13 protein-coding genes are annotated in these 12,199 nt (G+C 62.6%); 6 read left to right on the top strand and 7 right to left on the bottom strand.

What is annotated here, in order from left to right; all coding sequences use genetic code 11:
- Positions 1-2: 2 nt before the first annotated feature.
- Complete coding sequence (locus LB526_RS02465; RefSeq protein WP_224625957.1) at positions 3-791, top strand: heme ABC transporter ATP-binding protein; 789 nt, start codon at positions 3-5, stop codon at positions 789-791.
- Positions 792-1,123: 332 nt separating this feature from the next.
- Here the strand turns inward: LB526_RS02465 and rirA are convergent, their stop codons facing one another.
- Positions 1,124-1,585, bottom strand: coding sequence for an iron-responsive transcriptional regulator RirA (gene rirA / locus LB526_RS02460; RefSeq protein WP_140543679.1), 462 nt, complete (start codon positions 1,583-1,585; stop codon positions 1,124-1,126).
- 200 nt (positions 1,586-1,785) lie between these two features.
- Here rirA and LB526_RS02455 point away from each other — a divergent pair, with 200 nt between their 5' ends.
- From LB526_RS02455 to LB526_RS02445, 3 genes are all read left to right on the top strand, one after another.
- Entirely contained in the window at positions 1,786-3,081 is a 1,296-nt protein-coding gene (locus LB526_RS02455; protein WP_224625956.1) for a DUF445 domain-containing protein, read from the top strand.
- A 64-nt stretch (positions 3,082-3,145) separates the two neighbouring features.
- Positions 3,146-3,574: a phasin family protein gene (locus LB526_RS02450; RefSeq protein WP_095764984.1), complete on the top strand. Its 429-nt coding sequence runs from the start codon at positions 3,146-3,148 to the stop codon at positions 3,572-3,574.
- Positions 3,575-3,752: 178 nt separating this feature from the next.
- On the top strand, positions 3,753-4,250 hold the full coding sequence (locus LB526_RS02445; RefSeq protein ID WP_224625954.1) for a MaoC family dehydratase: 498 nt from the start codon (positions 3,753-3,755) through the stop codon (positions 4,248-4,250).
- 17 nt (positions 4,251-4,267) lie between these two features.
- On the opposite strand, the gene LB526_RS02440 is transcribed toward LB526_RS02445, so the two are convergent.
- The gene (locus LB526_RS02440; RefSeq protein ID WP_224625952.1) at positions 4,268-5,686 is read right to left on the bottom strand and encodes a PLP-dependent aminotransferase family protein; all 1,419 of its coding nucleotides are present in this window, start codon (positions 5,684-5,686) and stop codon (positions 4,268-4,270) included.
- Between the two features lie 102 nt (positions 5,687-5,788).
- Between LB526_RS02440 and LB526_RS02435 the strand changes: the two genes are divergently transcribed.
- Positions 5,789-6,652, top strand: a complete 864-nt coding sequence (locus LB526_RS02435; protein WP_224625951.1) for a DMT family transporter — start codon at positions 5,789-5,791, stop codon at positions 6,650-6,652.
- A gap of 67 nt (positions 6,653-6,719) precedes the next feature.
- Here the strand turns inward: LB526_RS02435 and LB526_RS02430 are convergent, their stop codons facing one another.
- Genes LB526_RS02430 through LB526_RS02420 form a run of 3 tightly spaced genes read right to left on the bottom strand, consistent with a single transcriptional unit; the run spans position 6,720 to position 9,124 of the window.
- Positions 6,720-7,760, bottom strand: a complete 1,041-nt coding sequence (locus LB526_RS02430; RefSeq protein WP_224625950.1) for a zinc-dependent alcohol dehydrogenase family protein — start codon at positions 7,758-7,760, stop codon at positions 6,720-6,722.
- 18 nt (positions 7,761-7,778) lie between these two features.
- Positions 7,779-8,429 carry a maleylacetoacetate isomerase gene (gene maiA, locus LB526_RS02425; protein WP_224625949.1) on the bottom strand — a complete coding sequence of 217 codons (651 nt, stop codon included), beginning with the start codon at positions 8,427-8,429 and terminating at the stop codon, positions 7,779-7,781.
- Entirely contained in the window at positions 8,426-9,124 is a 699-nt protein-coding gene (locus tag LB526_RS02420) for a fumarylacetoacetate hydrolase family protein (RefSeq protein ID WP_224625948.1), read from the bottom strand. Before LB526_RS02420 ends, maiA begins: the two co-directional genes overlap by 4 nt.
- 209 nt (positions 9,125-9,333) lie before the next feature.
- Between LB526_RS02420 and LB526_RS02415 the strand changes: the two genes are divergently transcribed.
- Positions 9,334-10,017 (top strand): response regulator, encoded by a 684-nt coding sequence (locus LB526_RS02415; RefSeq protein WP_224625947.1) that lies wholly within the window; start codon positions 9,334-9,336, stop codon positions 10,015-10,017.
- 236 nt (positions 10,018-10,253) lie between these two features.
- Here the strand turns inward: LB526_RS02415 and LB526_RS02410 are convergent, their stop codons facing one another.
- Together LB526_RS02410 and LB526_RS02405 are read right to left on the bottom strand one after the other, a co-directional pair.
- Complete coding sequence (locus LB526_RS02410) at positions 10,254-10,718, bottom strand: Imm26 family immunity protein (RefSeq protein WP_140846127.1); 465 nt, start codon at positions 10,716-10,718, stop codon at positions 10,254-10,256.
- A gap of 11 nt (positions 10,719-10,729) precedes the next feature.
- Positions 10,730-11,680, bottom strand: a complete 951-nt coding sequence (locus LB526_RS02405) for an RHS repeat-associated core domain-containing protein (protein WP_224625946.1) — start codon at positions 11,678-11,680, stop codon at positions 10,730-10,732.
- Between the last annotated feature and the right edge of the window lie 519 nt (positions 11,681-12,199).

Here is a 12,199-nt window from a genome sequence, read left to right as displayed (position 1 = left end):
CCATGATCGAAGCGCGCGACATCACGGTGGCGATCGGCGGCAAGCGCATCGTGTCTCATGTCGATTTCGCGGCGCGGCCCGGCGAGGTGACGGCCATCGTCGGGCCAAACGGATCCGGCAAGACGACTTTGCTCAAGGCACTGACCGGCGAGCTGGCCTATACCGGCACCGTCACCCTCAGCGGCCGCGACCTGTCGGTCATGAAGCCGGTCGAGGCAGCCACGCTACGCGCGGTGCTGCCGCAGGCCACGACGCTGTCCTTCCCGTTCACCGTGCGCGAGATTGTTCGCCTTGGCCTGATCGGCGGACGCTCCGGCGTGCTGCCCGGCGAGGATGCCCGTTTGCCCGAACGGGCGCTGGCGCGTGTCGACCTCGGCGGTTTTGCCGGCCGCTTTTATCAGGAGCTTTCCGGTGGCGAGCAGCAGCGCGTGCAGCTTGCCCGCGTGCTCTGCCAGGTCTGGGCGCCGGTGCTCGAAGGGCGGCCGCGTTATCTGTTCCTTGACGAGCCGGTCTCCAGCCTCGACATCAAGCACCAGCTCATCATCATGGACATCGCGCGCGATTTTGCCCGGCGCGGCGGCGGCGTGGTGGCGATCCTGCACGACCTCAATCTGACGGCCATATATGCCGACCGGATTTTTGTGCTGCATGGCGGCCAGTTGGCCGCCGCGAGCTCGCCAACGGACGTACTGAACGACGAGATGATCGAGAGGGTGTTCGACTGCCGCTTGAAGGTCGGCGCACTGCCTGCCGCCAACATGCCGTTCGTGCTGCCGCAATCGGCGGCTTAGGTCTGGCGGCAAGGGGCGGTTCCCGCCTTCGTCATCCACGGGCGGAGCGGGAGCGAAGCGGACGCGGAGACCCGAGGATCCATTCCGTTACATCAGCCGAAGAATGCGGCGATCCAGAAAGGAGCGCTGGCGCCGACGTCGCTAGTTCTGCATCGCTGCGGCGCTCGAATGTCACGGAATGGATTCTAGGGTCTGCGCTGCGTCGCTGCGCTCCTTGCTCCGCCCTAGAATGACGAAGCCATGGGTGGCGCCCCACCCGGGAAGTCATGGGCGGCGTCGCACCACGGAAGTCGTGGGCGGCTCTCATCGAAAACCTAGTCGCAAGCGCCCGATCACGCCGCTGGGGCGCGCTGCTCCAGAAGGTCGATGCCGAGCAGGCTGCGCACATTCGGGCGCGCGGCGACGAGATCGGCGATCGTGTAGCGGGAAAGCACGGCGAAGAAGGCGTTGAGCGCCTCGCGCAGCGCCGAATTCAGGGCGCAGCTGTCGACCAGCGGGCATTCGGCTGCGTCGTTCTCGAAGCATTCGGCCATGGCGAAACTCTCTTCGGTGACGCGCACGACATCGAACAGGTTGATCTGTTCCGCCGCGCGGCCGAGCCGCACCCCGCCGTTGCGGCCGCGCACCGTCTCGACCAGGCCGGCCTCGACCAGCGGCTGCAGGATCTTGAAGAGGAACAGCTCGGACACCGAATAGGCGGCGGCGATCTCGGGGATGCGGCTCAGCCTTTCAGTGTTAGCGGCGCAATACATCAGGATGCGCATCGCATAATTGGTCTGGCGCGTGAGCCGCATGGTATCCTCGCGAAATATTAGCTTAAAGCCGAATATGGCCCATAGTTTGGAACAATTCCAGACTGGACCGGCACATAGCTGAATAATCGTGTCAACTTTTTGTGCATGCCGGCGCAGATTGGTGCTCCCGCGCTTCGAACGAGCGTTTTGCCGGCGCAGCCACTAGATAGAAGCGGGTGCAAACAGGAAACGGCCTTTCCATGCCACAGTCAGCTTCGGCCCTCGCGCCGGTTCGATTCGACGCCGATGCCAAGGCGAAGCTCTCGGCGTTGCGGCGGACCAAGTTCGTCGCCGCTGCGGCGCTCGCGCTGTGCATCCTCGTCTTTGCGCTCGCCAAGTCCTTCGAGGGCGGCCATCCGTGGCTCGGCTTCGTCGCGGCTTTCGCCGAGGCGGCGACCATCGGCGGCCTCGCCGACTGGTATGCCGTGGTGGCGCTGTTCCGGCGGCCGCTCGGGCTGCCGATCCCGCACACGGCCATCATTCCGGAGAACCAGCACCGGATCGCCGATAATCTCGGCCGCTTCATCGAGGCCAATTTCCTGGCGCCGGAGCCGGTGCGCGAGAAGCTCGCCGAGGTCGATTTCGCCGCTTTGGTCGCCGACTGGCTGGCCGACGCCGAACGCGCCTCCGATCTGTCGCGATTCGTCGTACGCCTGGTGCCGCAGACATTGACGGCGGTGGAACAATCAGGCCTCCGTGACTTCGTCACCAGCCGCATGCTGGAGCAGATCGAGAAGGTGCCGCTGGCGCCGCTCGCGGCCGATCTTTTGTCAGCGCTGACCGACGATCGTCGCCACCAGAAGCTTTTCGACGAATTCATCCGGGTTGTCGGGCGTTTCCTCAACGACGAGCAGGCGCTGGCGACGATGCGTGAAAAGATCCGCGAGGAACTGCCGTCGCTGTTCAACCTGTTTCGCGCCGACGCCTATCTTCTGAAGAAGATCGTCGCGTCGGCGGGTTCGCTGCTCGATGAGGTGCGGGCCGATCCCAACCATCCGATGCGTGCCGAATTCGACGGCTTCGTACTTGGCTTTATCGAGCGGCTCAGGACTTCGAAGCAATATGCCAGGCGCGCCGAGAAGCTGAAGCGCGATTTCCTCGGACGTCCGGAGGTGCGGGCGCTGGCCGGCGATGCATGGACTAGCCTGCGCCTGTTCATCGAGCAGGACGTCAATGCGCCGAATTCGACGATCCGCGAGCACCTCGCCAACATGTTCGTCGAGGTCGGCAGGCATCTGGCCGACGACGCCCAGATCAGGGCCGATATGAACCAGGGTTTTGTCGTGGCGCTGGCTTCGTTCGTCGAGAGTCAGAAGAGCGGGGTGTCGACATTCATCGCCGACCAGGTCAAGCGCTGGGACCTGGCGCAACTGACGCGGCTGATCGAGCTGAACATCGGCAGGGACCTGCAATATATCCGCTTCAATGGCATGATCGTCGGTGGGCTTGCCGGGCTGGCGCTCCATACGGCGGAGCGGCTATTCCTCGTCAATTGACGTCGGCCCAAGGAGCACTATTCTCCTTCAAGGGCGCCGCATGGCGGCCGGCAGGAGGCAGAGCATGGCAAGACAACCGGAACCGGACTCGTTCCTCGACATGTTCAGCAGGTTCGGCCGCGACCTCAAGCTACCGAATGTCGACGTCCAGGCGATCCTCGACCATCACCGCAAGAACCTCGAAGCCCTGGAAAAATCGGCGAGGGCAAGTGCGGCCGGCGCATCCTCGGTGCTGGCGAGGCAGCATGAGATGGTCCAGAATGCCATGCATGAGATCACGCGGATGGCGCAGAACTATCAGACGCCCGGCAATCCGCAGGACCTGATGAGCAAGCAGGCGGAGTTTGCCCGCAGGTCGTTCGAGACGACGCTGAAGAATGCCAGCGAAGTGGCCGATCTTGTACGCAAATCCAGCACCGAATCGGTCGAGATCCTGCGCGACCGGATCCGGGATGCGATGGCGGAAATCCGCGCCGGCTACGAAAAGAAATAGGCTACCTGGCGATTTCGGACCCATCACCGACCGACATGCGATGCAACCGGCGCAGGCGTCCGAGCGTTCTCGGCCTGCCCCAAAGCATCAACTCTACCGGCGAAAATGGCGGGGCGGCGAATTGACAGAGGCCGCCGCTTCATGGTCGGGAGACAGCAAGAGTGATGGGAAAGCCGGAATGACGGAAACACGGCTGAGAACGCCGCCGACCTTCGAGCAGTTGCGCATGATGTCCGGGCAGGAGCTCGGCGTGTCCGACTGGACGACGGTCGACCAGCAGCGCATCGACCAGTTCGCCGAGTGCACGGGCGACCACCAGTGGATCCATGTCGATCCGGAAAGGGCGAAACGGCAGAGCCCATTCCGCACCACGATCGCGCATGGCTATCTGACCTTGTCGATCATCGGCGCGCTGGCGCTGGAGATGGGCATCGTGCCGGAAAACACCCAGGCCGCCTTCAATTACGGGTTCGACAAGGTGCGCTTCCTGGCGCCGGTCAAGGCCGGGGCGCGCATCAGGCTGCGCACCACACTGCTTTCCATGGAAGATCGCGGCCCCGGCCAGTATCTGATGAAGGCCGCCAACACCGTCGAGATCGAAGGCGAGCAGAAGCCGGCGCTGACCGCCGAGACGCTGGTGATGATGTATGAGCGCCGCAAACGGGCAGGCGCGTAAGGCCTGCCGAGACTGGACTACGCGGCCTTGCGACGAGACGCGGCTATCGCCTTTTCGAGCACCCGGAAAATGCGCTGGTCTTCGCATTGCGCGACGTTGAAGCGCATGAAGCGGCCGGCGGTGTGCGACAGGCTGAAGGCATTGCCGGGCGCCAGCACGACATTGTCCGAGAGCGCATGGCGGGCGATATCGGCAGCGTCGATGCCGTCGGGCAGCCGGCACCATAGGAACATGCCGGCTGGCTGGTCGATCCAGGGAACGATGCCCATCGCCTTCAGCCTGCCGCCGGTCTCGGCCATGGCGCGCGACAGGCGCGTGCGCAACTGCTCGACATGCTTGCGGTAGCTGCCGTCCTTCAACAGGGTCAGCACCAGCTCGGCGGATAGCCGCGCGCCGCCGAATGTCGTGGCGATCTTGAGATCGGTAAGCCCCTCCATCCAGTCGCGGGGCGCGGCGATGAAGCCGCAGCGCACCGAGGCCGACAGCGTCTTGGAGAAGGAGCCGATCTGGACGACGCGCTGCAGCCCGTCGAAGGCCGCGAGCCTCGGAGTGGGGCTGTGCTCGAAGTCGGCGAAGATGTCGTCCTCGACGATGGTGAGATCCGCCTGGTCGGCGAGCTTCAGGAGCCGATGCGCGGTGACCGGCGACAGGATCGCTCCGGTCGGGTTGTGGATGGCGGAATTGGTGATGTAGAGGCGCGGCCGGTGCTCGGCGAGCGCCTCAGCGAATAGCTCGATGTCCGGCCCCGAAGGCGTATAAGGCACGCCAACCACCTTGGCTTGATGGGCGCGCAGCAGCGCATGGAAGTTGAAGTAGCAGGGGTCGTCGACCAGGACCGCATCGCCGGGCTCGATGAGGAAGCGGCACAGAAGGTCGATCGCCTGGGTGCCGCAATCGGTCAGCATGATCTGGTCCGGCGAGACCTCGACGCCATGCTCGGCCATGCGCCTTGCCAGCAATTGGCGCAACGGCGGCAGGCCAAGCGGCGTGCCATAGTCCGCAAGCGTCACGTCGTCCGCACGGGCAGCAGCGCGCAGCGCCCGGCGCAAGGCGGCCAGCGGCATCCAGGACGCCGGCAGCCAGCCGCAGCCGGGTTTCAGCATCTCCTCGCCGGCTTCGAGCGATTGCCGCGACACCCAGAGCGGGTCGACGGCTCGGTCCAGCCGTGGGCCGATCTCGGCGAGCGACAATGGTGCGAGCTGGCCGGCGGCGTAGAAGCCGGAGCCAGGCCGCGAACGGATCGTGCCTTCCGCCGCAAGGCGCTCATAGGCTTCGACCACGGTCGATTTTGAAACCTGCATGGATCTGGCCATGGCTCGTATCGACGGCAGGCGGGCTCCGGGCGTCAGCGTGCGCGCCGCGATGCGCTGGCGGATTGCCGCCATGACGGTTTCGACAAGGGTGGCGCCGCTTCCATTTGGGCCTGATGCGTCCATCTGTACTTCCCTGCCGGCCATTACAGTTTTGTAGAATTGTACCTCATTGTCTCTGGCAACACCATGGCCCGCACCGGTACGAAAGCGCAAACGGAGCATATGATGGAAAAGAGTTTTGACGGCTGGCTCAGCGGCTTCATCGGTGTGCTGATCTTCAGCGGATCGCTGCCGGCGACGCGGGTGGCGGTGATGGATTTCGACCCGACCTTCCTGACGGCGGCCCGGGCGGCGATTGCCGGTCTGCTCGGGATTGCGATGCTGCTGCTGTTTCGCGAGAAGCGTCCGGAGCGCAGCGACTTGATCTCGCTCGTCGTCGTGGCGCTGGGTGTCGTGGTCGGCTTCCCGTTGCTGACGGCGCTGGCGCTGAAACATGTCACCTCGGCGCATTCCATCATCTTCGTCGGCCTGCTGCCGCTGGCGACTGCGATCTTCGGCGTGCTGCGCGGCGGCGACCGTCCGCGCCCGGCTTTCTGGCTGTTCTCGTGCCTGGGAAGCGCTTTAGTGGCGGGCTTCGCTCTGGCGCAAGGCGTGACCGCGTCGCCGGTCGGCGACGGCCTGATGCTCGGCGCCATCATCGTCTGCGGTCTGGGCTATGCGGAAGGCGCCAAGCTGTCGCGCAAGCTCGGCGGCTGGCAGGTGATCTGCTGGGCCTTGGCGCTGTCGCTGCCGGTGATGCTGGCGTTGAGCTTCGCGACACTGCCGCCATCCTTCGCCGCCATCGGTTCGGGCGCCTGGATCGGTCTCGGCTATGTCTCGCTGTTCAGCATGCTGATCGGTTTCGTGTTCTGGTATCGCGGCCTGGCACAAGGCGGCATCGCCGCCGTCGGGCAGCTGCAGCTGCTGCAGCCCTTCTTCGGCCTGGCGCTGGCGGCGAGCCTGTTGCATGAGCAAGTCAGCCCGCTGATGGTGCTCGTGACGCTCGGCGTGGTGGCCTGCGTGTTCGGGGCGAAGAAGTTCGCGCGGTAAAGCGCCTACTGATTTGTTTTGACGCAATTCCGGACGGAAAACCGTTTCACACTTTTCCTGGAATTGCTCAGAACTTCGTCACCACCCCGATGCCGATGCCCTCGAAGCCACCCATCGCCATCAGGGCGGCGGGCGCTTCCTCGAGGCTGATCTTCTTGCCGACCAGCAATTCGGGCTTCAGCTTGCCGGTGCGGATCATCTCCATCATCGCGTTGTAGCGGTAGGCCTGCATGCCGTGGCTGCCGAGGATTTCGAGCTCGAAGGCGATCACCTTGTCCATCGGCACCTGCGGCCGGGCATGCTCGCCCAGCATCAAGCCGACCTGAACATGACGGCCGCGGCGGCGCAGATTGGCGATCGAGTTGAACGAGGTGGTCGGGTGTCCGAGCGCGTCCATCGACATATGCGCGCCGCCATTGGTGATCTGCTTGACGGCCTTGACGACGTTCGGCGTCGTCGAGGCATTGATGGTCGCGACCGCGCCGATCTTTTTAGCGAATTCCAGCTTCTCGTCGGTGAGGTCGATGGCGATCACATTGGCGCCCATGGCGCTGGCGATCATGATCGCCGAGAGGCCGACGCCGCCGCAGCCATGCACCGCCACCCATTCGCCCGGCGTCACCCGGCCCTGGTCGACGATGGCGCGGAACGAAGTGACGAAGCGGCAGCCCAGGCTGGCGGCGGTGGCGAATTCCATCTCTTCGGGCAGGCGCACCAGATTGGTGTCGGCGTGCTCGATGCCGACATATTCGGCGAACGAACCCCAGCCGGTGAAGCCCGGCTGCGACTGGTGCTCGCAGACCTGATGGTTGCCAGACGTGCATTCGAAGCAGCGGCCGCAGCCGACGGCGAAGGGGACTGTGACGCGGTCGCCGGCCTTCCAGCGGCCGACCTGCTTGCCGGCGGCGACGACGACGCCAGCCAACTCATGTCCGGGGACGTGCGGCAGCGTGATGCCGTCATCATGGCCCATCCAGCCATGCCAGTCGCTGCGGCAAAGACCGGTAGCCTCGACCTTGATGACCACGCCGTCCGGGGCGGGCTTCGGATCGGGAACGGTCTGGATCGTCGGCGCCTCGCCGAATTTTTCAAAGACGACAGCTTTCATGGGGAGTCCTTCAGTTCGTTATTCGGCATCGATCTGGTTCTGCGGCGCAGCCTTCTGGAACGCTGGCAGCGCCATGCAGGCGGCGTTGATGCGCGCAATCACCGGATAGGGCGCCATGTCGACGCCGAAGCGAGCATTGTTGGCGACCTGCGCGGCAAGGCAGATGTCGGCAAGGCCAGGCGCATCGCCGTGGCAGAAGGTTCCGGTCTCAGGCGACGAAGCCAGAATCTTCTCAAGCGGCTGGAAACCTTCGTTCACCCAGTGCCGGAACCAGTTGATGACATCCTCGTCGCCGGCGCCGAACAAACTGCGCAGCGAGGTCAGCACGCGCAGATTGTTCACCGGGTGGATGTCGCAGGCGATCATCTGCGCCAGCATCCTGACGCGGGCCCGACCCAGCGCATCTTTTGGCAGCAGCGGCGGCTCAGGCTGTATCTCGTCGAGATATTCGATGATCGCCAGCGACTGGGTCAAAAGCGTGCCGCCGTCCAGAACCAGCGCCGGCACCAGCCCTTGCGGGTTGACGGCGCGATAGGCAGGCTCGAGATGCTCGCCATGGCGCAAGTGGTGCGGCACATAAGTGTAGCTCAGGCCCTTCACCTCCAACGCGATCCGCACCCGGTAGGAGGTGGAGGAGCGGTAGTAGTTATGAAGGACGAGGTCGCTCATGGCCTCGGCTGCCCGATGGTGACCGAGATCTCGCCGATGCCGTCGACGCCGCCGGTGATCCTGTCGCCGGCCTGGACTGGGCCGACGCCGGCCGGCGTGCCGGTGAAGATCAGATCGCCGGGTTGCAGCTCGACCGCCTCGCTGCAGATAGCGACGATGTCGGCGATCGGCCAGATCAGCTCCGCCAGGTCGCCATCCTGCTTCACCATGCCGTTGACGGCAAGCCAGATGCGGCCTTTTTCCGGATGTCCCGATTTCGCGGCCGGAACCAGCGGCCCGCAAGGCGCGGATTGGTCGAACGCCTTCGACCAATCCCAGGGCCGCGCCGCCTTCTTGGCCTGATCCTGCAGGTCGCGGCGGGTCAGATCGACGCCGACGCCATAGCCCCAGACATGGGCGAGCGCGTCTTCGCGCGGAACGCGGAAGCCGGCCGTGCCGACGGCCACAACCAGCTCGATCTCGTGGTGCAGGTTCGAGGTCAGCGGCGGGTAGGGGATCTCGGCGCCGCTGTCGACCACCGCGTCGGCCGGCTTGGTGAAGAAGAAGGGCGGGTCGCGCTCGTCATTGCCGAGCTCGCGCGCATGCGCAGCGTAATTGCGGCCGACGCAGAAGATGCGGCGCACGGCGAACCGCTCCGCCGAGCCTGCGACGGCAACCGAGGCAATCGCCGGGGGCGTAAGGACGAATTCGGGCATGGGCGGTCTCCGTGCTGGCATGAATCGCCCGCACCTTCAGCCGATTTCGACGGGCGAGCAAGGCTTTATGGCCACGAACATGTTGGCCCTGTCGCTTCACCGACAATGCCGTATACCATTGGGCGATATACTATTTGCCAATAATCTGGCCAGGGTCGCGAGACTATCCTGTGCCGGCTGGAAATCGAACCGATGCCTGATCCTGAGCAATGACCGCCGTCAACGATCGCGCCCGCTTCCTGATCATCGACGACCACCCGCTGTTTCGCGAGGCGCTGCACAGCGCCGTGCAGATGGCCTATCCGGACGTCGATACGGTCGAGGCTCGTTCGATCGGGGAAGCGATCGAGCTTCTTGCCGACGCCAAGCCGTTCGACCTCGCGCTGCTCGATTTGAGCATGCCCGACGTGCATGGCTTCGAGGGGCTGTTGCAACTGAGGACGCGCTATCCGCGCCTGCCGGTGGTGATCGTGTCGGGCTATGAGGAGCCGAAGATCATCTCCGAGGCGCTTTCCTACGGCGCCGCCGGATTCATCCCGAAATCGGCCCGCAAGAGCGATCTCGCCGCCGCCATCCGCTCGGTGATGGATGGCGCCGTCTACGTGCCGGAAAACTACGAAAGCCAGCCGCCCGACCCCGACAGCACCGACCGCGCCGACATGGTGCAGCGTCTGGCCAAGCTGACGCCGCAGCAGCTGAGAGTCCTGCAGATGCTGCGCCAGGGCATGCTCAACAAGCAGATCGCCTATGAGCTGCAGGTGGGCGAGACCACCGTGAAAGCGCATGTCTCGGAGATATTGCGCAAGCTCAACGTGTATAGCAGGACGCAGGCGGTGATCGAGGTGTCGAAGCTCGACAATGCGGAGTTGTTTCGAGATCAGGCTGGGTTTTGAGGCGGATCAGCTGGCGCGCCAAAATTAGTGCACTGTCACCGTAATTCTTGGAATATACCGATTCGACCACTATATCGTACAACATTCTAAAATTTCTAACAGAAATACCCGCTTTCGTTAGTTGACTTTAAATTCCACAATCTTATATCTCGCTCCTTCACTAGAATCTTTCAGCTGTTCTTCGCGGCTGATCCGGCTGGAGTGATGAAAGAAATGCTGAGGTTGACATTCTTCGGCTAGTGCGGTTTCAACTGCTCTGTCAGAATTAATTCGACCATCTCATACCCGTGTAATCCGTCTGGCTCTAAATCAACTGCCGAATCTACAATAGCCTGGCCCTCTAGCTTTGATGGATCAGAATCAGAGTATTTTCGAATGAGAATTCGGCCGGAAAGACTTTCTTTGTGCACGAAGGGGGGGGTAGGCCATTTCTCTCGCTCCCATCTTTTCAGTTGCCCAATAATTGGCCAATTTCCATTAATTAAGCCGAGATCACCGCACCGTAGACATCTGATCGCATCGTGCGGACTCATCATATCTAATTCGTCCACCGTCGGTAATTCCAAGCGCCTGGGCCCAAATAAATATACTAGAATAATCTTTCCGGTTGGAGTCGCGCGAGCCACCAAGCCAACTCCGTAGCCGCCAGATTTCAAAGGAATAGCAAATAACGTACCTTCTCTGTATGGCATTTTTCTCATAAATAAACCTCCTACTCTCCACTCAATTGCCTACTTAGAAAATCGCGGGCGGCATTCATATAGGAATTTAGATTTGGGTTTCTCTGGCTTATCGGCGATACCTTGTTCATGGAAGGATTGTAGCTTTCATGTAGCATTTGCTCCAGCCCTCTCTGCTCCTTCAGTGCGTCAGTGAGATGCTCTTGTGTGAATGTGAGGCCTTTGGTTGCGTCAGCGCGGGCATGCTCAGCAGCACGTCTGGCAAGATCGTTTGTCCGCCCCGTCCTCACAACCTCACCAGCGCTATTTCTTAGCGAATATGTGCCTCCTTTGGGAACCTGTGTCGTAGGCGGTCCTTCAGCTGGGACATTCGTGAAGCCTCCAGGCATTTCTTGGGCATATGGCCCAGGCCCCATCTCCAATCCGGGAGGCACACAACCGCCACCACAAATTGGCGCAGCACCTGGAGCAAGAAGCCCGCTATTGGGTGATACGTAACCTGCCGGCATGTCGATACCGTCTTCGGCTACCTGATAGGTTCCGTCCGCTTTTTTCTTGTCCTTGGCGGTGCCCGTCAGGCTTTCTTGAGCATGGCTGGCTTGTCTCTGCGAATCAGCGTTTTGGCCATTGGCAGGGCTCGTTTGATTGCCGCCTCCTCCAAGTTGTGCTGTCGGGGCATCGGCATCGGAGTCTCGTGGAGATAGAGAATGCCCATTCGGATCACTTTTATTGACCGGATCGTTCTGGGCATATGCATACCTATTGGTGCCAACGCCATCCTTGGTCGGATCCCAATCATCCGGCGAGATGAACCTGCCCAGCACTGGATCCATGTATCTGGCGTTGAGGTAGAGGAGTCCTGTCTCGGGATCGAAGCGCTCGCCGATGTAGCTCTTCTGGGTCTGGAAGCCTGAGTTGAGGCGCTCGCCATATGTGGCGTAGCTGGTGGCTTCGGCGATGGCGCCGGAGCTGTCGGTGACCATGCGCACCGAGGCCAGGTGATCGCGGTGCAGGAAGTATTTTGTCGCGCCAACCACCTTGATGTCGGGATGCGGATAGCGGGTGTAGATTTCCGAACCCGGGATCGCCGGGTCGATCTCGACGGAAGCGTCGGGATAGAGCGTCGTGGCGAAGGATGAGGCCTTTTCGCCCGCGCGCCGTCAGGACCATAGGTCAGGTTGACGGTGTTGGAGGCGAGACTGACCGTCTTCAGCCGGTTGGCTTCGTCCCACGTCAGCGTTCTGCTGCCGTCGGAGGTGAGATTGCCGTTGGCGTCATAGGCTAGTGTCTTGGCGCCGACCGATGTTGGCGCATGCGGCCTTGGCGCTGTCGCCGCCGGATAGATATAGGTGCCGACAACACGGCTGCGTGAGGTGAGATTGTCGTTGGCCGCGTAAACAAACGTCTCGTCGAGCGTGTTGTTGCCGAGATTGTCGGACGACGTCAGGCGGCTAGCATTGTCATAGCCATAGGCCCAACTGTCGGAGGCAGTGAGCCCCGTC

It is taken from the genome of Mesorhizobium sp. CA6 (genome assembly GCF_020165035.1).
In the GTDB taxonomy this organism is placed as follows: domain Bacteria; phylum Pseudomonadota; class Alphaproteobacteria; order Rhizobiales; family Rhizobiaceae; genus Mesorhizobium.
The sequence above is the reverse complement of the archived record's forward strand: the minus strand, read 5'-3'. Positions and strand labels throughout refer to the sequence as shown.

What these genes read in the sequence shown, in the direction of transcription:
- LB526_RS02465 (WP_224625957.1), top strand. Translation starts at nt 3, where the DNA reads ATGATCGAAGCGCGCGACATCACGGTGGCGATCGGCGGCAAGCGCATC.
- rirA (WP_140543679.1), bottom strand. Translation starts at nt 1,585, where the DNA reads ATGCGGCTCACGCGCCAGACCAATTATGCGATGCGCATCCTGATGTAT.
- LB526_RS02455 (WP_224625956.1), top strand. Translation starts at nt 1,786, where the DNA reads ATGCCACAGTCAGCTTCGGCCCTCGCGCCGGTTCGATTCGACGCCGAT.
- LB526_RS02450 (WP_095764984.1), top strand. Translation starts at nt 3,146, where the DNA reads ATGGCAAGACAACCGGAACCGGACTCGTTCCTCGACATGTTCAGCAGG.
- LB526_RS02445 (WP_224625954.1), top strand. Translation starts at nt 3,753, where the DNA reads ATGACGGAAACACGGCTGAGAACGCCGCCGACCTTCGAGCAGTTGCGC.
- LB526_RS02440 (WP_224625952.1), bottom strand. Translation starts at nt 5,686, where the DNA reads ATGGACGCATCAGGCCCAAATGGAAGCGGCGCCACCCTTGTCGAAACC.
- LB526_RS02435 (WP_224625951.1), top strand. Translation starts at nt 5,789, where the DNA reads ATGGAAAAGAGTTTTGACGGCTGGCTCAGCGGCTTCATCGGTGTGCTG.
- LB526_RS02430 (WP_224625950.1), bottom strand. Translation starts at nt 7,760, where the DNA reads ATGAAAGCTGTCGTCTTTGAAAAATTCGGCGAGGCGCCGACGATCCAG.
- maiA (WP_224625949.1), bottom strand. Translation starts at nt 8,429, where the DNA reads ATGAGCGACCTCGTCCTTCATAACTACTACCGCTCCTCCACCTCCTAC.
- LB526_RS02420 (WP_224625948.1), bottom strand. Translation starts at nt 9,124, where the DNA reads ATGCCCGAATTCGTCCTTACGCCCCCGGCGATTGCCTCGGTTGCCGTC.
- LB526_RS02415 (WP_224625947.1), top strand. Translation starts at nt 9,334, where the DNA reads ATGACCGCCGTCAACGATCGCGCCCGCTTCCTGATCATCGACGACCAC.
- LB526_RS02410 (WP_140846127.1), bottom strand. Translation starts at nt 10,718, where the DNA reads ATGAGAAAAATGCCATACAGAGAAGGTACGTTATTTGCTATTCCTTTG.
- LB526_RS02405 (WP_224625946.1), bottom strand. Translation starts at nt 11,680, where the DNA reads ATGGTCACCGACAGCTCCGGCGCCATCGCCGAAGCCACCAGCTACGCC.